Source organism: Paenibacillus alginolyticus DSM 5050 = NBRC 15375 (assembly GCF_000422905.1).
GTDB lineage: Bacteria > Bacillota > Bacilli > Paenibacillales > NBRC-103111 > Paenibacillus_E > Paenibacillus_E alginolyticus.
In genome coordinates this window covers 12,303-32,851 of the sequence record NZ_AUGY01000090.1, presented here as the reverse complement: position 1 = coordinate 32,851, position 20,549 = coordinate 12,303, and the positions used below count along the sequence as shown (strand labels likewise).

18 protein-coding genes are annotated in these 20,549 nt (G+C 46.7%); all 18 read right to left on the bottom strand.

All coding sequences use genetic code 11. The features are described from left to right. Nucleotides 1-272, bottom strand: a 272-nt coding sequence (locus G519_RS0130460; RefSeq protein WP_036633728.1) for a helix-turn-helix domain-containing protein, incomplete at its 3' end; no start/stop codon positions are given. Nucleotides 273-332: 60 nt separating this feature from the next. Beyond that, complete coding sequence (locus G519_RS45310; RefSeq protein ID WP_051253831.1) at nucleotides 333-947, bottom strand: DUF6063 family protein; 615 nt, start codon at nucleotides 945-947, stop codon at nucleotides 333-335. Continuing rightward, nucleotides 931-2,310, bottom strand: a complete 1,380-nt coding sequence (locus G519_RS45305; protein WP_307720136.1) for a replicative DNA helicase — start codon at nucleotides 2,308-2,310, stop codon at nucleotides 931-933. The genes G519_RS45310 and G519_RS45305 overlap by 17 nt, the downstream gene beginning before the upstream one ends. A gap of 428 nt (nucleotides 2,311-2,738) precedes the next feature. After that, nucleotides 2,739-4,034 (bottom strand): RNA polymerase factor sigma-54, encoded by a 1,296-nt coding sequence (gene rpoN / locus G519_RS0130445; RefSeq protein ID WP_036634344.1) that lies wholly within the window; start codon nucleotides 4,032-4,034, stop codon nucleotides 2,739-2,741. A 97-nt stretch (nucleotides 4,035-4,131) separates the two neighbouring features. Continuing rightward, entirely contained in the window at nucleotides 4,132-4,629 is a 498-nt protein-coding gene (locus G519_RS45300) for a DUF2179 domain-containing protein (RefSeq protein ID WP_244280281.1), read from the bottom strand. 44 nt (nucleotides 4,630-4,673) lie between these two features. Further along, nucleotides 4,674-5,843 carry an iron-containing alcohol dehydrogenase gene (locus G519_RS45295; protein ID WP_051253829.1) on the bottom strand — a complete coding sequence of 390 codons (1,170 nt, stop codon included), beginning with the start codon at nucleotides 5,841-5,843 and terminating at the stop codon, nucleotides 4,674-4,676. Continuing rightward, complete coding sequence (locus G519_RS0130430; protein WP_029197885.1) at nucleotides 5,840-6,964, bottom strand: Zn-dependent alcohol dehydrogenase; 1,125 nt, start codon at nucleotides 6,962-6,964, stop codon at nucleotides 5,840-5,842. The genes G519_RS45295 and G519_RS0130430 overlap by 4 nt, the downstream gene beginning before the upstream one ends. Before the next feature lie 21 nt (nucleotides 6,965-6,985). After that, complete coding sequence (locus G519_RS0130425; RefSeq protein ID WP_029197884.1) at nucleotides 6,986-8,482, bottom strand: aldehyde dehydrogenase family protein; 1,497 nt, start codon at nucleotides 8,480-8,482, stop codon at nucleotides 6,986-6,988. Next, entirely contained in the window at nucleotides 8,475-9,821 is a 1,347-nt protein-coding gene (locus G519_RS45290; protein ID WP_244280280.1) for a lyase family protein, read from the bottom strand. The genes G519_RS0130425 and G519_RS45290 overlap by 8 nt, the downstream gene beginning before the upstream one ends. Next, nucleotides 9,760-10,743 carry an ABC transporter ATP-binding protein gene (locus G519_RS45285; protein ID WP_036634342.1) on the bottom strand — a complete coding sequence of 328 codons (984 nt, stop codon included), beginning with the start codon at nucleotides 10,741-10,743 and terminating at the stop codon, nucleotides 9,760-9,762. The genes G519_RS45290 and G519_RS45285 overlap by 62 nt, the downstream gene beginning before the upstream one ends. Nucleotides 10,744-10,758: 15 nt before the next feature. After that, nucleotides 10,759-12,195 (bottom strand): NAD-dependent succinate-semialdehyde dehydrogenase, encoded by a 1,437-nt coding sequence (locus tag G519_RS0130410; RefSeq protein ID WP_029197883.1) that lies wholly within the window; start codon nucleotides 12,193-12,195, stop codon nucleotides 10,759-10,761. A 22-nt stretch (nucleotides 12,196-12,217) separates the two neighbouring features. Further along, the gene (locus tag G519_RS0130405; RefSeq protein WP_029197882.1) at nucleotides 12,218-13,162 is read right to left on the bottom strand and encodes an ABC transporter substrate-binding protein; all 945 of its coding nucleotides are present in this window, start codon (nucleotides 13,160-13,162) and stop codon (nucleotides 12,218-12,220) included. Between the two features lie 72 nt (nucleotides 13,163-13,234). Next, on the bottom strand, nucleotides 13,235-13,867 hold the full coding sequence (locus G519_RS0130400; RefSeq protein ID WP_244280278.1) for an ABC transporter permease: 633 nt from the start codon (nucleotides 13,865-13,867) through the stop codon (nucleotides 13,235-13,237). A gap of 24 nt (nucleotides 13,868-13,891) precedes the next feature. After that, nucleotides 13,892-14,512 carry an ABC transporter permease gene (locus G519_RS0130395; RefSeq protein ID WP_036634338.1) on the bottom strand — a complete coding sequence of 207 codons (621 nt, stop codon included), beginning with the start codon at nucleotides 14,510-14,512 and terminating at the stop codon, nucleotides 13,892-13,894. Next, nucleotides 14,512-15,642, bottom strand: coding sequence for a mandelate racemase/muconate lactonizing enzyme family protein (locus G519_RS0130390; RefSeq protein ID WP_029197879.1), 1,131 nt, complete (start codon nucleotides 15,640-15,642; stop codon nucleotides 14,512-14,514). Before G519_RS0130390 ends, G519_RS0130395 begins: the two co-directional genes overlap by 1 nt. Before the next feature lie 446 nt (nucleotides 15,643-16,088). Beyond that, complete coding sequence (locus G519_RS0130385) at nucleotides 16,089-17,033, bottom strand: ABC transporter substrate-binding protein (RefSeq protein ID WP_029197878.1); 945 nt, start codon at nucleotides 17,031-17,033, stop codon at nucleotides 16,089-16,091. Next, nucleotides 17,030-18,340 carry a sigma-54-dependent transcriptional regulator gene (locus G519_RS0130380; RefSeq protein WP_029197877.1) on the bottom strand — a complete coding sequence of 437 codons (1,311 nt, stop codon included), beginning with the start codon at nucleotides 18,338-18,340 and terminating at the stop codon, nucleotides 17,030-17,032. The genes G519_RS0130385 and G519_RS0130380 overlap by 4 nt, the downstream gene beginning before the upstream one ends. Beyond that, nucleotides 18,337-20,448 carry a PAS domain-containing sensor histidine kinase gene (locus tag G519_RS0130375; protein WP_029197876.1) on the bottom strand — a complete coding sequence of 704 codons (2,112 nt, stop codon included), beginning with the start codon at nucleotides 20,446-20,448 and terminating at the stop codon, nucleotides 18,337-18,339. The genes G519_RS0130380 and G519_RS0130375 overlap by 4 nt, the downstream gene beginning before the upstream one ends. Between the last annotated feature and the right edge of the window lie 101 nt (nucleotides 20,449-20,549).

The following is a 20,549-nucleotide window of genomic DNA, read 5'->3' as shown; positions in this document are numbered from 1 at the left end:
ATGGTATGTCGAAGTTGTTCTTGCTGCTCCTTCGTTAGTCGCTCAGGGGCTCCAGTTGAATAATTCATTTGCAGTCCGGCTATTCCAGCCTCACGATAGGCACGCATATATTTATAGACGGTTCGTTCCGTTCTGCCGATGATCTCTGAAATCTCTAGAGCATTCTTACCTTTCAACTGCAGATAAATGGCTTGATACCTCTCAAACATGCGCCGATCTTTCTCTTTTTTCATCAAAGCTTCAATCTCTATAAATGCTTGTGTCGATTCCATATGTCCACCGTCGTTTTTAGATTTTGTATCTTTATTTCAACGGCATGGGAATGAATTCCTTTAGTTCAACTTATATAGCTCTTGTGCTACTAGGAACTTGCGGACAGAATCCATAAAGCTAACCCGGCTAATCGTATTCCCGCTTTGCCTCGCAGCCGTTTCCTTGATATCGTCCATCGCACTCCATTTTTCAATCAAGGCCGTCCAATTATAGGAAAACTCCTGCTCCATCTCTCTTAATTCAGCTTCAGGATGCGTCTTCAATAGCGCAATTCGCTCATTCACAAGCGCAGTCCACTCTTCAATCCCGATGAAACTTCTCGTGGGCTCCATCGTTTGGTAGCTGTCATAAAAGGCCCCAATCAACACAATAATGCTGACATACATCAGATAAAGATCTGCATTCACGGCATTCGCCCGCAGATAGGTGCGTTTAATCACTTCATTGTTCATATGAAAAGGCGATAGCCTTGTCTCTGGTATCATATACAACTGTTCGCCGGCAATGATCGTTACGCAATCGACTTCCCGTGCGAATTGATCTACAAGCCCGCGTACCACATCGTCCGCCATATACTCTTGGAGCCATTCTTTGCCCACCGCATTATCGCGAGCGAGCAAGGTATAAATGCGAAAAGCTCTCATTACAGTCCCATTTTCAAGTCCAATTGTCATCCTGTTCTCCCCACGAAATCAACATATTCTGTATGCTAAACCTGTCGTTTACCTTCATAATATCCTTTTGCTCCATGATAACCAGACAGCGGCTGCCAAGAAGCATATACATGTCTTCCAGCAACGTCCCCGGCTCTTCATTCTGCTGCTTATCCCTATCATCCGCCCGAATCGGACTTCTTTGATGCAAATAAATCCAAAAATCATAGAAAGCTCTTTCGCCCAGCAATCTTGCATGTTCGCTCTCTCCGAACCACTGAATAAACGGTTGCAACTCGACTTGACCCTGCTCTTCCATCCTTTGCAGCAACAGCTCCATAAGAAGCATATACAGCTTTTTCTGCATCGTCTGGTACCGGTATTCGTCACTGTCTCCGCCAATTTCCAGAAACTTGTCATCCCGCTCTTGTCCGCTGCCGTCTTCCAGCATATTTTGTTCGGCCCACACCGTCAAAAGCGACCACATCTTCGTCTCTTGAATCGGCAAGAACGGGGCCAGCACACCTTTCATCATTTCCAAAGGCAATGGCGTACTAAAAATAAGAGAAGCAATATCCTGATCAAAGTTAAAAGAGTCCAACCCGGTATAGTATAAGGATTCTTGCGCTGCGCTGAGTGCTTGTGACTTCAACACCATACTCTGGTGAAAAAGAACAGAATGCTCGCCATGTACCTTCTCCAGCTCATTGGATATTCGTAAAATTAACTCATAAGGCCGTTGATCCGCTTGTCTGACCGTTTGTGCCTGAACGCGATCCTTGGTTTCCTTCACAAATTGCCGCAGTTCTTCAAACTCTTCATTTTCCATCTGCAAACGCAAATAGATATCTTCCAGCAAACCTTTATATCGTCCGAACGTTTCTTCCGACACGATATTTCTTTTCAACTCATGCTCCAGCTTGACCATCCGCTCCTGCAAAGCTTCCACGTCGATCCGCATCTCATTAATTTGCCGCAGTGCTCCTTCGAACTCACCCTTTTCCAATTGCTTGCGCAGTACCAGCTGATGAATCGATAATTGAAATTCGGTATAAAATTCCTTGGTCGCAAAAATAAGCTCCAACCCATCTTCGTCGAGCGTGTAATATTGCGTATTCGTTTTTAAGTCGAAGGCGTTCGCTTTCAGAATCGATATATAAATATGCTCCGTCTGACCGGATTCCCAATTCATAAACGTAAAATCCCGTTTCTTCCCTGTCGTTGGGCGAAAAACTTGCGTGATCTGCCTCGCCAGATCCTCAAATCCGGCTTCATCCAAATCGACGAAAATCCCCGTCACTTTCAACAGAAACTCGGCTAAGTCTTTGACACCCGCCTTGTTATTGCGCATCAACTTCTGCTCAAAAAAGTAAAGCAGCGTCAACAGCCCAAGCTCCATGAAATCTATCGGTTTATTTTGCCGATCAGTTTGGCGCTTTCACTGAAGCTCATAGAGAGGATCAAAAAGTGCCAGCTTGGTCATACGTTCCCGAAACCCGGAAACAACCTGACCAATTTCTACGTAATCCATGCTGTGTGCCTCCAAATCGTACAAAGCTCGTGTGTAGGTAATATTTCTTGTGGGAAGTTGCTCCTGTTTGAGAATATATGCCTATTATATCAAAATTTCAATGATTGAAGGATTGGTAGGCTATTGGGAAGTCGTTCCATCCAATAAAAAAAGCCTGTTTGAGCGATTACGCCCAAACAGACTTTATCAAAATGATGTATCCACTTCGATTTCCTTCCGATCTTTTTCGCACTTTTCAGTATAGCACCATAGGCGAATGTTTGTACTGATTATGTAAGAAACTAAGAACGCAGCCTCGATGATAGAATCTTCATCTCCTCGCGGTACTTCATCACCGTGCGACGCGAGAGTTGAATACCTATCTTAACTAATAGATCCGTTATTTGCTGATCGGATAATGGATGCTTTTTATCCTCTTGATGAACAAGGTGTTTGATTTCCGATTTAATACTTTCAGCAGATGCATCCTCTCCCTCTGCTGTCGATACGCCGGATGGGAAAAAAAACTTTAATTCGTACCAGCCTTGCGGTGTCTGAATGCATTTATTTTGCACGGCACGGCTGATCGTCGATTCATGAAGGCTGAGATGATCTGCAATTGTTTTCAATTTCATCGGTTTTAAATGCGATACCCCATGATCCAAAAAAGCTTTTTGCTCTTTGATTATGTTTTCAATCACACGCCTCAACGTTGTTTTTCTCTGCTCCAAGCTTCTAAGCAGCTGTTCTGCATCCTGGGACTGTTCCCGCAAGTACTGCAATCCATCACTGGTCATATTTCCTGATAAATAAGTGCGGTACTCCCTGTTATAGGCAACTTTCGGAAGATAAGCATCTGTCATGAACAATTCGTATTCACCTTGATTCTTAAGAATGACGGCATCTGGAAGCCAATAATTTGGCGTCTGCTCACCATAGACCATCCCTGGACGAGGATTGAGCGAACGAATGTAATCCAGTGTTGTCCGAATTGTCTCTATGCTGAGCTTCAACTTTTCGGCTAGTTGCTTCCATTTACCACCGGCCAACTCTTGCAAATGATTCTGGACGATCGTCTCTGCCCATGGATCCCTTTTGGCATCACGCTCGATTTGCAGCAGCAAGCATTCCCTAAGATCTCGGGCAGCTATACCTGCCGGTTCCAAGGCTTGCAGATAAGCAAGCGCCTCTTTGACTTCTTCCTCGCTTCTACCCAGCGTCTCAGCAACCAAGCCAACAGAAACTTCCAAGTATCCGGTTTCACTGATATTCCCAGCCAAATACGAAGCTGTAGCATAGGCGCTCTTCGAAATATTCTTTAGCCTAAGCTGTGCCAATAGCATCGATTCGATGGTATCCGTAGGTAAACTAATATTGTTTAACAGACGATCTTTAGGATCCATCCCCGTCAGATTCGATCGTCCAAAACGCAAGGAAGGCCATACGATATCGAGCAACGGATTATCCACCGCTTTCATTTGCAGAAAGTCGGCTAGCTCTTCCGCAGATATTTGCAGGATAAAGAGAGACTGTTTGAGCTCTGGTGTTACATTTAATTGAACATTTTGGGTCACAGCGGTTGTAAGATTATTGTACATTTGTCATCCCCCAACCATTTAAAATCCGATTCGGATTACGCCTATTCAAATACGGGAACAGCCGATGTTCCTACGAGGAACACCGGCATTTACACTTTTATTCCCTTTTTAATTCAACCTGTGGCCGTCGGTTCCACATGGATTTTTTGATCAAAAAACCACCATGAAACAAATTCGGCTCATACGACACAACGAAAGCCTGCGGATCTATAGCCAAGATCGCTTGATACAGCAGCTGCTGCTCTTTGCGATGAATGACGATGGAGATGATCCATCTTGCTCCTTCCTTCCCTTCACCCTGCCATACGGTAACCCCGTATCCTTTAGCTCTCAATTCCCCGGCTAAATGGCCGTATTCATCACTTGTTACCGCTTGGACGGTTACGAATCCGAGCGCCAAGCGCTCTTCAATTTTAGTACCTAAGAGAATGCCCAGCCCATAGCTTAAGCAATATACAATCAAATTAATGGGTTCGTTCAGATGATCCAGCACTATTTTGAAGCCAATGACATAAATTCCGATTTCAAAAGCGCTCATCAAAGCCGCAATGTAACGAAACCCTTTGACCATCAAGATAAAACGAGTTGTCAGCATAGTAACATAAGTAACCTGAAGACCAAGGATAATCAGAAGTGTAGTCATCGAGATAAAATATGGTGAGCAAACTGCTGGAGCTCGCTGGCGGAAGAAGCACGGCAATTGTTATTGCGCATAGGCGCATTTTCCTCCGCTTGCATGATTTCAGCAAATCTATCTGCATCCGCTGCGCTCAATCCTTCGCCAGCAAGCGATAGCTGTAGACCGCTTGCTTCAACCAGCTGGCGGAACCGGGCTGCGCCTGCCCCAGCCAAGGCCAAGTCGTCCTGCCCCTGATCGATGACGCCAAGCGCACGCGCAATATCGGCATGAGCCGGAACATTCGCTTCTATGTTCCAATCATACGTATCATACAGCGCTATGGCTACAGCGCGCCCGTGATGGACACGGCCAAGCGTTCCGAGCGCATGGCCGATGCAGTGGGCGATCCCCGTGCCGCCCTGCTCAATCGCCATACCGGCGAGCATGGCGCCAAGGCTAAGATCACCTCGCGCCTGCAGGTTGACTGGCTCCTTAACGGCAATAAGCAGCGATTGACCCAGTAAACGTATCGCTTCAAGACCGAGTGCACGGATCATCGCATTGCTGCGCTTCCCTGCAACGGCTTCGATGGCGTGCACAATCGCGTCAAGTCCGGTTGCCGCCGTTAGATGCGGCGGCAGCAGGGCGGTCAGTGTCGGATCAAGCACGGCTAGGTCCGGGCCCATGTCCGCATCCCAGCCCCAAACTTTGCGTTTCTCCGTTGTCGAGAACACGACCGTACTGGTCACTTCTGCACCGGTGCCGGAAGTTGTCGGGATCATGATGGATTTGACCTGCTTCGGCTGGAAGGAATGGGCCATCAACGCATAATGTTCAGCTGGATGAACATCCCCTGCAACTAGAGCAGCCATCTTCGCCACATCCATCGCAGAACCGCCGCCTAATCCGATAACACAATCGGCTCCGGACTCTCTGATCATTGCAGCTGCTTGATCGATTGATGTGCTGGACGGATCACTCTGCACATCGCTAAACAAGTGGGCTTCTATTCCGCCATCATGCAGAGCCCGAAGAATCGGTTCCGGCACCCCCAGTTGAACGAGTCCAGGATCCGTGACCAACACCACTTTATATGTTCGAGACAGAGCCTTAACATCATCTGCAATTTGATTGGAACGGCCAATGCCAAACGCTACTTTCGTCTTCGCTTGAAATTCAAATCCATTCATTGGTTGTTCCCCCCAAACTCAATGATAGTCCGCCCTACATTGACACAAGAGTGATCATGAAAACTGTCAAACGCTTGGTTAATCTCTTGCAAATGAATGCGGGAAAGCACCAATTCATCCAATTCAAGTTTACCGTCCAAATACAATTGGGCAATGATTGGGAAATCACGGAATGGATGAACATCACCGTAGAAGCTGCCTTTAAGTATTTTACCGACTCTATGAAACCCGCCTGCGGGAAGTGCCAATTCCTTTTTCGGATTAAACGCACCAATGACGACCGTTGTTCCGCCTTTGCGAGTACCTTGCCACGCCGATGATGCGGCATTCGTATTCCCCGAACAGTCAATCGCGTAATGGACGCCAAAGCCCCCCGTTAGTTCCTTGAGTGCCTCGGAAGCGTTAACTTCACCGACGTTTACGGTATGGGTAGCACCAAATTTCTTCGCAATTTCGAGATTCTGCGCCTTTAAGTCACAGGCGATGATTTTGGAAGCACCCGCGATGCGGGCTCCTTGAATGGCATTAACGCCTACGCCTCCGATGCCGAATACGGCAACTGTCGAGCCAGGCGTTACTTCCGCCGCTCGGACAGCAGCTCCATACCCGGTAGCCACCCCACACCCGATCAAGGATGCTTGCGCGAAAGGCATGTCATCAGGCATTTTCACGCAGCTCATTTCCGGTACAACCGTATACTCAGCAAACGTAGATAAAAGTGAATTATGATACACCTTATGGCCATTCATGCTCAGACGCGTCGTTCCATCCAGAAGTGTCCCTGTAAACATCGGCCCAAAGGCAGATTCGCACAAGTTCACCTTACCGGTCTGGCAAAATTCACAAGTACCGCAAAACGGAACCCAGCTTAAAGCCACCCTGTCTCCCGGCTTGACCGTCCTCACGTTCGGCCCTACTTCCACTACAATGCCCGCTCCTTCATGGCCCAAAATAGTAGGGATCGGTGTTGTATCGTCGAAAAGCGCATTGAAGTCGCTGTGACAGACGCCGGTTGCTTCAATTTTAACCAGTACTTCATTCGCCCCAGGCTCTGCAAGCTCTACTTCTGTAATCGTAAGAGGTTTTCCAATTTCCGTCATCACAGCTGCTTTCATTTTCATTCTGTTTATCCCCTCTCTCGTTTAATGGGCAATCCAAATTGCTTTTGTTTTGGTGTAGGAACTCAAAGAATGAATGGCGTACTCCTTGCCCCATCCGCTTTGCTTAAAGCCGCCGAATGGGCTCGCATAGTCGTAGCAGCCATACCGATTAACGAATACTTGACCGGCATCCAGCTTATTGGCTACTCGATGAGCCCTAGCCACATCATTCGTCCATAGACCTGCGGCCAATCCGTAAATGGAGTCATTCGCCAATCGAACCGCTTCCTCTTCCGTATCAAAAGGAATAACGACGAGAACGGGTCCAAAAATCTCCTCTTGAGCCACGATCATATCATTCGTTACGTCAGCCAAGATCGTAGGTCTAACATAATAACCTTGTTCATTATTGCCTTCGGTGTCACGATATCCGCCTGCTGCAATGCGAGCGCCTTGCTGCACGCCTTTTTGAATATAACCAAGAATACTTTCCATATGTGCTCTGGAAACCTGCGGACCCTGATCCGAGTTTACGTTAAATGGATCACCCAGTTTATAGGCGTCAGCATACTCTGCAAGCCTTCCAACGACTCTTTCATAGACTGGACGTTCTACGAACAGCCTCGTTGGCGCTGAGCATTTCTCCCCTTTATGCGTAAACAATCCGTAGAATGAGCGTTCGATAGCCGCATCCATATTTGGTGCATCAGCGAAAATAATGTTAGGCGACTTCCCGCCAAGCTCCAGCGTTACAGGCTTTAAATTCGAATCCGCAGAATCATGAACGAGCTGTTTGCCAACGCCTGTGCTGCCTGTGAATGAAACTTTGTCCACGCCCATGTGGCGGGTAATATAAGAACCGATTCGGCCTTCACCAAGGATCAGATTGATCGTACCCTTGGGAAGCAGACCTGAATCATGAATGATTTCAAATAAACGAATGATCGAATAGCTTGTTGCGCTCGATGGCTTGAAAACGATCGTATTCCCCATGGCAAGTGCTGGCGCGAGCTTCCATACGCCCATCACGATCGGGAAGTTCCAAGGAACGATTTGACCGCACACACCGATAGGATCTTTAGTGGTAAAACTGGTGAAATTGCCTTCAACCGGGCTCACCTCACCGTAAAATTTATCTACCCAGCCACCATAGTATTCAAATAGCTCAGCAGCTTCTGTCACGTCATCCAAATAAGCTTCTTTGTACAGCTTTCCATTATCCAGCGACTCTAGTGTCGCCAATTCCGCATGATGTTCTCGGATACATGCTGCGATTTTCCACATCGTGCGTCCCCGTTCTCTGCGGGACATCGTCTTCCATTCGCCCGCTTCAAAAGCTCCGTGAGCAGCGGCAACCGCCTGATTCACATTTTCTTCATTCGCTCCGCGAAACTTCCCCAGCTCCTGCCCATTTGCAGGATTGATGGAGCTTAACAGCGAACCTCCGCCTTCCACCCATTCCCCGCCGATATAGAGGGATTTCACCTCTTTCAACCAATCTTGCGCCCATTCCAACTGGGCAGGCTGAATATTACTCATGCTTCTCGCTCCTTCCGAATTTCTCTCTGATTTGTTTAGGTTCATATTGTTTCATCCATAATGCAACCTGCTCATAGCCATACGCTTCCTTCAAGTCGACGATCAACGGAATGAAGCTATCCGCATAACGCTTGCAGGTTTCCTCATTTACAGTAATGCCTGACAAACATCTGGATTCAAAAATAACAGCAGTCCGCGACAGCATCTGCATGTTGTCCAGCAGCAGCGTCCCCATCAAACCGTCGGCTAAATTCAAATGCACTTCGCCTAACTCAACAGCCGATTGGATGACGGAATCATGCCCATTGATTAATAATCCGCAATGGATGACGGTTTCAGGAATAACCGGATTCACTTTTCCGGGAAAAAAAGAAGAACCCGCCTGTACAGCCGGTAGTGTCAGCTCAGCAAGACCGGTCTCCGGCCCTGAGGACAGCAGCCGTAAATCCTTCGCTAATTTAACAAGTACAGCTGATGTCAAACGAACCTCTGAAGACAAACGTCCTAAGTCGTCGGGGTACTGTGCCGCATCATATAGGTCCGACCGTAGTTGTAACGGAAGCCCTGTGATTTCCGCCAATATAGGAACCACAGCTTCTCGATATGGCGTACTCGCTCCTATGCCTGAACCAATCACGGTCCCACCCAAGTTGATGCGGTGTATGTCCTCCACTGCCTGGCTCATTGCTGCTATTCGGCGTTTTAGAGCAGAAGCGGTAGACTGAAACACTACGCCAGCCGATACCCGCATTCCATCCTGCCAGCAGGTTCGCGCGATAGTGGTTACCGATTCTAGCTGCTCCGCTTTTAGCTCCAATGTCTGGATCACCTGAAGCAAGTGCTGCTCCAGCGGCTTAAACGTCTCGATCAACGCAATTCGTATGGCCGTATGGCAAACATCAGCCGTAGATTGCGAGGCATTTACGTGATTGGCGGGGCTTATCTGCTCCCCAGCCAGAGCAGCAATGACTTCATTGATGTTCAAATTAATGCCGATGCTGCCGCCTCCATGGAAGGCATCCACGGGAAACTGCTCCGCATGCTTTCCAGCAATCAGTTCGTCGCAAGCTCCAATAATGGCTGTACAGATTGCTGAATCAATCACGCCGGTCTTTGAATTAGCTAAAGCCGCTGCTTTCTTTACAGATGCAAGAGATTGGATGTAAACCGGGTACTGCGACAAGCTATGACCGGAAAAGCTCATATTGCTAATCGTTCTAGCCGTTTGCAACCCGTACAGCGCATCATCTGGTAACTCTAGTTCGCCAAAAGCGTCTTCAGCTTTGCGCATAATCACGTCCGTGCTGTTCCATTTGATCCAGAATCGTCTCGATATCAATCGTCCCCACACGACAGTTCATGTGATTAACAACAATCAATTCCTTACTTCTGGTTTCCACTAAACGAGTAAAGACATCTTTGACGCATTCATCCAAATGAACGACAGGCTTGGTGCTGACAACGGCTCCTTTAACCATATCCTTCACGTTCAGAATGTCGCTAATCTTGAGCAAATTCATCCGTCGGTAAATATCCCGGTCTCCTACCAACTGTTTAACAAAATCATTCGCAGGGTTCGTAATGATCGCGTATGGTGTATCGAATTGGACAATTTTCCCGCTTTGCATGACAACAATACGATCAGCCAGCCTAAAGGCTTCGTCCACATCATGGGTCACGAAAAGAATCGTCTTCTTGGTGCGCCTTTGAATTCGCAGCAGCTCATCCTGCAAGCTCAAACGAGTGATGGCATCTATCGCACCGAACGGTTCATCCATGAGTAAAATACTCGGATCCGCAGCTAACGCGCGCGCGATGCCTACTCTTTGCTGCTGACCGCCTGAGAGCTGACTTGGAAGCCGCTTTCGAAACGACTTAGGATCCAAATGGACCATCTCGAGCAATTCATCGATCCGGCTAGAAATACTTGGCTCACTCCAGTGCAGCAAGCGCGGCACCACAGCGATATTATCTTCAATCCTCATGTGTGGAAACAGTCCATTTTGTTGAATGACATAGCCGATTTGACGGCGTAACATCTCAGGTTGCATCGTAGAAATATCCTTACCATCGATTTCTATCGTACCGGAAGTCGGCTCATACAAACGGTTGGTCATTTTGAGCAGAGTCGTCTTTCCACAGCCCGAGGGGCCTAGGAAAACAATAAGCTCACCTTCACGAACCGATAAATTGACCTGGTCAACAGCAGGAGCAGGAACACCCGGGTACTGCTTATGCACTTGCTTGTAAGCGATGCTCATCCGCTACTCACCTCATTAGAAATTCAGATTTATATATTTATATTCCAAGAAATCATCCACACCGTGCTGACCGCCTTCTCTGCCCATTCCACTTTGCTTGATCCCGCCAAAAGGAGCCTGCACGTAACCAAGTGAGGATTCGTTAACGCCGACCATGCCGTATTCAAGAGCGTCAGCCACACGCATCGTACGCGCTAAGTTCGTGGAGTAAAGATAAGACGCCAGTCCGTATGGTGAACTATTTGCAAGTTGAACGACTTCTTCTTCGTTTTCAAAGATAATGAAAGGAGCTATAGGGCCAAATGTTTCTTCGTTAAAAATCTTCATTTCCGGTGTTACATCGGTCAATACTGTAGGCGCGAAATAGCTGCCTTTGGCATATTCACCTTCTGTTAGTGGGCTGCCACCATAGACAAGCGTGGCTCCCTTATCCACTGCATCCTGTACGTGCTCATGCACCTTGGCTACAGCCCCGGCATGAATGAGTGGCCCCATCTGCATGCCCGGCACCATCCCATTTCCAACACGAAGCTCACTCATGAGATTGGTAAATTTTTCGACAAAAGCGTCCTTGACCGATGCATGCACGAAGATGCGGTTGGCACAAATGCAGGTCTGTCCGCCATTCTGAAACTTGTTATACATCAAGCCCTCGGCCGCTGCGTCCAGATCAGCATCTTCGAATACGATGAATGGGGCATGGCCTCCCAGTTCCAGTGAAACTTTTTTCACTTGCTTGGCTGACTGCTCCAACAAATATTTCCCAACATTCGTGGATCCTGTGAAGCTAATTTTGCGAACTTTTTCATTGTCCAAAAACTCGCGGCCAATTGCTTCTGCATCGCCAAGCACTAAGTTCACAACACCTTTGGGCAGGCCGATTTGATCGAAAATTTCAAACAATGCGATAGCGGATAACGGTGTATCCGGAGAAGGCTTGATGACTGCTGTACAACCAGCAGCAAGCGCCGGAGCCAACTTACGCGTAATCATTGAAGTCGGGAAATTCCAAGGTGTAATGGCTGCAACAACGCCAATTGGCTGTCTTTGTACAAGGATCTTCTGCGTCGTTCTTGACGAAGGGATAATTTCACCATTGATCCGCTTCGCCTCTTCGGAATACCATAAAAGAAAATCCGCACCCCAAAGCACTTCACCCTTCGCTTCTTCGAATGGCTTACCTTGCTCGAGTGTCATGATTTCGCCTAAACGGTCTGCATTGGCCACAATAGCATCGTACATTTTACGCAGCCAAACAGATCTCACTTCTGCTGCTGTACTGGACCAGCTTGGAAAAGCACGGTATGCGGCTTCAACGGCAAGCCTCGCTTGTTCCTGCCCCCCTTGAACGACTTCTGTCAACAGTTCTCCCGTAGCTGGATTATAAACAGGGGAGAGGAGACTGGAACCAGCCTCCGTCCACTCCCCATCGATATAAAGCTTAGTTTCCATCGATAGCATAAGGACCTCCGAGTTATTTAATAAGTTTATTTTCTTTCAGGAAAGCTTTGGCTACAGCTTCAATTTCTTTCTTATCTGGACCGTCAACTTGCCAGTTCATTTTTTGAACCGCTTCGTCCGTAAGCAGCTTAGACAGTTTGTTTAAACGCTCTTTAATCGCGGGCTCTTTATCGAGTTTTTCTTTACGAACCAGCGGAGCAACATGGTAGATCGGGAAGAAGCTGATATCATCCTTCAATAGCTTTAAGCCCATTCCTGAGATTTGACCATCCGTACCTACGGATACCGTTACATCAGATTGTCCTTCTTTCAACGGATTGTAGCGGAGACTGTAATCGATTTGGAATTGCTTTTTGAACTTGAATCCGCCCTTATCTTTAAAAGCTTTTTGCAGACCTGGAAGGGAATCATCGCGCACGTCGAATTCCTGTGGATAGGACAGCGTTAACTCGCTGCTGTGTTTAGCCAAGTCAGAAATGCTTTCCAGCTTATATTTATCCGCCGTTTCTTTCTTCGTGGCAAAACCGTATGTGGCATTCTCAGGAGCTGACTCCAGCCATTCCAGGTTCCACTGTTTAAAACCTTCACTCAGCGTTTGCTCAACCTTCTTTTGATCTTTTTCAACAGGCTGCTTCAGCATGACGGTCAAGCCAGTTCCGGTATACTCCGGATAAATATCCAAATCACCCTTCTTCAGCGCTTCAAAAGTAGGCGCCGTGCCGCCAAGACTCAGTTTACGGGTAACTTTCATCCCCATATCCTCAAAGATCTCGGCATACATCTCGCCAATCAAATGATTTTCCGTATTATCCTTGGAGCCAACCGTCATAGCCAAATCTGATTTTTTAGTCGTTGTGCCGCCTGCTGATGCTTCTTTGGATGCCCCACTGCCGCAACCAGCCAAAACAGTTGCTGTCGAAATGGCCAAAACGGATAAAGCCAAAATGTTTTTTTTCATGTGAAATATCCCCTTTTCATGGATTCATATGGTTTCATATATCAATCGCCCTATGGGCAAAATTGATCGTGATCAGGTATAGCTTGCGCGCCTTTGAATGTAAGCGAATACAAATTCACTTATTAGAGCTAGCAAGGCAACGGGTACGGCTCCAATAAGCAAATAACTCTTGGACATCATACTCACACCATTGATGATATAGCTGCCGAGGCCTTGACCGCCGATCAATACGGCCAGCGTTGCGCTGGCAATAACTTCAACGGATGCGGTGCGAATGCCCGCCAGCATAACCGGAAGCGCAAGCGGCAGTTCGATCTTAAATACCATTTGCATAGGTGTCATGCCCATCCCCTTGGCCGCTTCCTTAATGCCCGCATCAATCTCACGAAATGCCACATACGTATTAATGATAATGGGCGGGCAAGCAAGTAAGGTTAGGGCAAGAAGAGCGGGTGTAAATCCGACACCAAGGATTGGCATGGCTAAGGCCAAGATGGCCAAACTCGGTACAACTCGGAACATATTGATTCCGTTAATGATATAATCCGCTACGGCGAGATTTCGTGAAATCCAGATACCAAGCGGTACACAAAGGATTAAGGCAACTCCGATTGCAGCGATACTCAACTCGATGTGACTGATTAAATTACCCCAAAAAACGGATGCATTCTCATGAAAATAAGTTTGAATTTCTTTCCATAGCAATTTGTAGCACCTCCTTAGAAACAGTTATGCCATTTTGGGGCGAAGCCATCTTTCAATTAGACGAAAAATAACATCTGCCGAAATGGCCAAGACAGTGATAGCAATGGTACCCGCAATGATTTTCCCTGTATGCTGATGGTTTAAGCCTTGGAAAATCAGCGTCCCCAGCCCGCCTCCGCCAATCCATGCTGCAATCGTGCCAATCGAGATGATCGACACAGTCGCAATACGAATCCCTGCCAAGATGACAGGAATCGAGAGCGGCACTTCGATCTTCATCACGATTTGCCATTTGCTCATGCCCATTCCCTTGGCTGCTTCCAGCATCAATGGATCAATCCCTTTAATAGCGGCTACAACATTTCGCACCAAAATCATTTGTGCATATGCGACGAGTCCAATCGTAGCGGTTTTCACGCCAAGTCCTGTATAAGGAATCAGCGTCGCGTAGAGAGCCATGCTCGGAATCGTATAAATAATGCCCAACACCCCGGTTACTGGTGTGTACAGCTGCCGGTATTTAGCGACCAAGAAGCCGATCGGTAATGCGAACAAAAGTGCAATGCCGAGCGACATAAACGTCAGCATCACATGCTGTCCAAACAGCTCCCCCACCTTATCCAGATTGTTAAACAAATAGCTCATCAGCTTTCACCTACATATACATGCTTATATGCGTATCTCTCCAGCGCTTCTTCATCGAGCTCGATGCCGAGACCCGGCGCATCTGAGAGGTTTAAATACCCGTCCGAATCAACCTTCAGCTTGTTGGCCATGACGAAATCCCTGCGGTCGTCTGACCAAGATGGCGGATCGTAAGGGAATTCGAGATATGGACAATGGCTAACTGCAGCGGCCAAATGAAGATTGGCCAAAACACCGATGCCGTTCGTCCAGGTATGCGGACTGAACCAGGCGCCATCAGCCTGCACGAGGTCTGCAATCTTTTTGGTGTATGTGATGCCACCGGATAGAGCGACGTCGGGCTGATAAACATCGAGTGCGCCCAAGCGGTTCAGCTCGACGAAATCATGCAGACGGCGGTTCATCTCTCCACCCGCTATGCGAATGCCCGTCATTTCGCGAAGTTTGGCAAGCCCGCGGAAATCGTGATGCGGCAGAGGCTCCTCGAGCCAGAATACACCTAGCTGCTCTAATTCTTTGGCCACTTGATAGGCTTTCTTCAGATCCCAGGTACCTTCCGTATCCCATGGCATTTTCCATCCTTGATTGGCGTCGATCATGATCTCAATCTTGTTGCCAACAGCTTTGCGCACTTCTTCTACCACTTTGATATCGTCGCGAACGTCGGCATGGTGGAAACGGATTTTCATCGCCTTGAAGCCCTGTTCGATAAACAGCTGTGCCCGCTCAGCCCTTACCTCCGGCTCAACGATTTCACCATTGGAAGCGTATGCAAGAAGCTTATTGCTTCGTCCCCCCAGCAGCTTGTAAACAGGCTGCCCTGTAGCTTTGCCCATTAAGTCCCACAACGCGAGATCCAGACTCCAGCAGCGGCCATAATGGAAATCGATATTATAGATCATCTGCGCATGCCGTTCAATTTCAAAAGGATCTTTACCGATAAATAAATGCTCATGTCCTTCAAAGCCTGTCATTAAGTCCCCTGAGCCAATTCCCGTAATCCCTTCATCGGTGTGAACCTTTACAATGGTGGAAGCAAATTTCTTTCTTGGATTCGGATCCCAAGCCGCTTTGAATGGCGGGTCTAGGGGAAGTAGATAATGTTTGATATCGATAGCAGTAATTTTCATCTCTTCACCTCATTTATTCGGATACTATTTATACAGCAAAAACCGTGCCAATTCATGAAACCGTTATAGTATCAGCAAAAAGTACTTCGCAGCGCTCTTTTTGTAAGCGATTGCACAAAATCTTTACAGCACCTGTAAAATTTCTGCGCAATTTTACGATACATAAATAAAACCGTCAGTTCATCCTGACGGTCCTTTGTCTCAACTCGCTTATATGTCAAATAAAACCCGAGGCTATGCCTCGGGTCCATTACTCATTCCGTCTTCCTGCTGGAAAATGACCATCCAAAAACCTGGTTAAAAAGTTGAAGGGGAACGTCGATGCGCTAATTTCCTTGAAAGTGACGATACGGCACGTCTGGCGGAACGTCAATGCCTTATTTCCGTATTGAGAGCCATATTTCCATCCAATTTTCGAATCCCAATAAACGCCATTTCCGCTGACTTCAAGGCTGCAAAATATGCTTTTGCAGCAAAAAATTACGAGCAGTTTGGGTTACATCCTTATGCAGAATATCCACCTGGTACATCAATTCACTCATGTTGTTATTGTCGATGACTTCCGTAATAGGTTTGATAAGTTCGCTTATTTCCTCATTCTGATCCAACGTCTTCTTAATGATGACGGGAGCCGCATGATAGGGTGGAAACAAGTAACGATCATCCTCAATAATCACCAGATGATGATCTTTAATTCTAGAATCGGAAGCGAGCCCTACCGCAACATCTACACGAGCTTCTTTCACTGCTTGAGGCAGCAAACTGGTGTCCATAGCGACAATTTGATTTTTGGGAACAACAAAGTCATAGATGTCCTGAAGACGCTTCATCCCATCTTCTCTTTGCTGGTATTCATCATTCGTGGCAAACTTCATCGTCAGCCGCTTTTCTTTGAAAATACGGGCGAGATCAGAGATCGTACGGATACCCAGTTGTTTTGCCGCGTCATCCCGCATAAGCAATGCCCAGCTGCTGTTAAACTGACTTCTTGGCAGCCAAATTATACCTTTCTTCGCATCCGATTCCGAGACTAAGCGGAACACTTCATCGGCATCATAGATTGGCGCCTGCTTTTGGTAATACTGCCTAGCTGTCGTTGTATACTCCCAATACAGATCAATAACCCCGGCTTCCATCGCAGATCGAACTGCATCGCTATCGAGCGTGACCATTTCATTCACAGGGTAACCATGCTGTCGAAGTACCAGAGAAGTCATCTTGAGGAGCAGATATTGCTCAGTCATGGACTTCGACCCTATCGTAATCTTTGTTTTATTTAACGGAAGCGGCTTATTCAAATCATCGGTCATTTCTAATGTTCCACGAGTACAGGAAGAAAGCAGCACTACAAACATTACAATGGGGATACATAACCAACCTCTGGTCTTCATCGTTTGCTCTTCTTTATCTTGTGAATTAATGTGTTGCGGGAGATGCCAAGCAGATCGGCGGCCTTGGTCTGATTACCTTTGGAACGAACCAGTGCATCCTCGATCATTTTCTCCTCAACCTCCTCCAGTACTTCCTGCAGCTTGCCTGTACGTGATTCATTCATTTTATGATCCGTTTGAGCTGACAAATTGGCTGGCAAATCACCAATATGAAGGTGTCCGTTTGTTTTTAAAATATGCATCCGTTCTAGGACATTGAACAACTCGCGAATATTCCCATGCCATGGCATGGTTTCGAATGCTTTCTTCAGTTCATCAGAGGCCATGACCGATTTTCTATATTTGGTATTGAGCTCCTGCAGCTTTGACCCGACAAGAACAGCAATGTCTTCTTTTCGCTGACGGAGTGGTGGTATGGTGATTTCTACTAAATTTAAGCGATAGTATAAATCCTCTCGGAACTTTCCATCACGGACGAATTCCTGAATGTTACGGTTCGTTGCTGCGATGATGCGTACATCCATGATACGTTCTTGATTACTTCCAAGTCGGATGATCCGCTTTTCCTCAATAACGTGCAGCAATTTGGCCTGCGTAGCTAGAGACATTTCGCCAATTTCATCTAGAAAAATAGTCCCTTGATTAGCCGCTTCGAATTTGCCAATACGGGTGTCGACGGCTCCGGTGAAGGCTCCTTTTTCATAGCCAAACAATTCACTTTCCAGCAGGTTTTCAGGTATTGCAGCACAATTCAATGAGATGAAAGGATGTTGATTCCGGTGACTCTCCTGGTGAATCCATTTGGCCAATGCCGTTTTACCTACTCCGCTTTCGCCAAGCAGCAAAATACTGGCTTCCGTTTGATTAATACGCTCCAGCATTTCCCGAATCTGCTTCATCTGGTCGCTAACGAAAGACATACTACCCGCCGTTTCATCAGCCCTTGCTATAGGCAGAGCCGTCTCTATTTTCTCGGCAAGCAGCTTCAATTCAATAGGTTTATTCAAGTAATCTACGGCTCCAAGCTTCATAGCCATGACCGCATTTTCTACATTACCATAAGCAGTAAGCATAAATATCAATAAATATGGATGCTTTTGTTTGATCGCCTGCAGAACATCCAGTCCCGTCATATCCGTCAGCATATAATCCAAAATAACCGCATCATACGCTGTATGCTCCAACATGCCAATCGCCGTCTTCCCATCATAAGCAGAATCTACCTTATAACCCCGTCTTTCCAGCTTAATTGCGATGTTACGGCAAAGCTTGACTTCATCATCGACCACCAATATCCGATATATCATACGGTTATCTCCTTTCGCTGGATGGGAAATTTACAAATGACCGTCGTCCCTTGCTGTAGGATGCTTTCGATTTGAATTTCCCCGCCATGTTCTCGAATAATCTCACTGGCAATGGTAAGGCCGATTCCCGTACCTTGCTCCTTCGTGGAAAAAAACGGATTAAACAGCCACTGCATATCGTTTTGAGAAATCCCTTCGCCGGAATCCTCGATTCTGACTTCGAGTTCCTGTTCTTTTCTCATGATGCTTAGTGTCAACAGCCCGCCGCTCGGCATCGCATCGATACTATTTAGGAACAAATTAAGAAATAATTGAATTAACTTGTTATATCTACCCAAAATTAAAGGCAGCGGAGCCTCAAAATGCTTATTTACGATGACTTTTGATTCGTTAAATTTGATGCGCAGCAGATGCAAAACCCGTTCAATCAGTTGATCAACCCCAATCAAGCCTTCATCCTCGCTCTTGGTTTTTGCAAACGATAAAAATTGATTGACGATACCGCTCATTCGCGCGATCTCTTCATCAATATCATAAATAAGGGTACGGATTAATTCGAAATCCTGATGCGTTTCCATCATCTCATCCTTCATCAATTCCGAGCTGCTGGCAAGTACGGCAAGCGGATTTTTCAATTCATGGGCAACGCCAGCCGTAATTTGTCCCATTTGAGCAAGTTTTTCACTTTGACTGACATGTTCCTCAAGCAGCTTAATTTGCGTCACATCCTGTAAAACAGCGAGAACACCATTATGGAAGGGCGCTGTCACAATTCGAACAATATTCCGTTCTCCTCGATCGCCAAGGATGGTTAGCTCTGACTCTCCCTGAAGCGAAGACATGTTCGACAGCTCGGGTATAACAGATATGTGCGGCTTCGTCGGATCGGTCCAATGGATTTGAAATAAATGATAAAATTTATCATTGGCGTGCGTAACCAAGCCTTCATGATTGATCGTTACAAGTGCGTAGGGGATACCTTCAATGACATCTCGAAGAAAACGTTCCTTGAAATCAAGCTCATGCGTAAGTGCTTTCATGGTCCCGGTGAGTACGCTCAATTCATCCTTGGCATCCATCCGGTCTGCTTGAAGAGCTTCTAACGTATGCTCCTGCCTATATTTGTTGGCAAAACGAGTGAGATGAATGATCGGATACAGCAAACCACGCATTCCAAATAAAATAAGTAATAGACTTAACACGAATATGGATAAAAAACTAATCGTCAGCGCACGGCCCAGCAACTGTACCGGTTGAAAAGCAATATCTTTGGGTATGCCCAGTGCCAATCCCCAGTTATCGCGCATCTGTTGATAAGCAACAATGCTTTCGCGACCTTGATATAAGCTTGTAATAAGTCCTGAATCACCGACCATTAACCGTTGTCCAATCGAGTCGCTTCCCAAATCCTTGCCAAGAATATCTTCTTCCGATGAGGCAATAACTCGTCCATTCAAATCCAACAAATAGCTGAAGCCTTCACGGCTTGCGCTCATGGTACGCAGCATCTCAGACAAATAGTCTCGGCTAAGCTCAGCCACAAGAGCCCCGTGAAACGTGCGATCTTTATAGTAGACAGGAACGGCTATGGTCACAGCTGTTTCTTTACGATAATTGTAGAGCAGGCCCGAAACCATATACGTATAGCTCCATCGCACATGTTCAAGTCCTGGGTACGCATAAGAAACCGCTTGCATTTCTGGAGAAAAGGGGGCCTCGAAACGCATCCGCGATTCATTATCGACATAGTAAATGGCATGAAGCATAGAGCTCTTGGCGATCGTCTGCTTCGCATTCTCATACATCGTTTTTTCGTCTGTTTGGTAGGCTAGATTTTGACCCGCAATCAACTGCAGCTGCAGCACCACATTGGTGATTTCCGCATTCAAACGATTGACAATCGCGTCCGCTCCGATCAAATTATCACGAGCAATATGCTCTTCCATGACATTCTGTGCGTAACTCACTATCAAACGATAGATGATAATTGTCGGAATGATCAATATTAATGAGAAAATTAATAAATATTTTCGAGTCAGCCGACTTGTAAAGGCTTGCAGAAAAAACGCCATTGTTCCAATCACCTCTTCTATTGACAGAATCATCATATTCGAGCTTCCCAATTCCGTCAACGAGTAGCCGTCATTTCTACCTTGGGAATAATAGGCTTACGAAAGAAACCAGCTTTTTTAACCCTATCCATTAAATC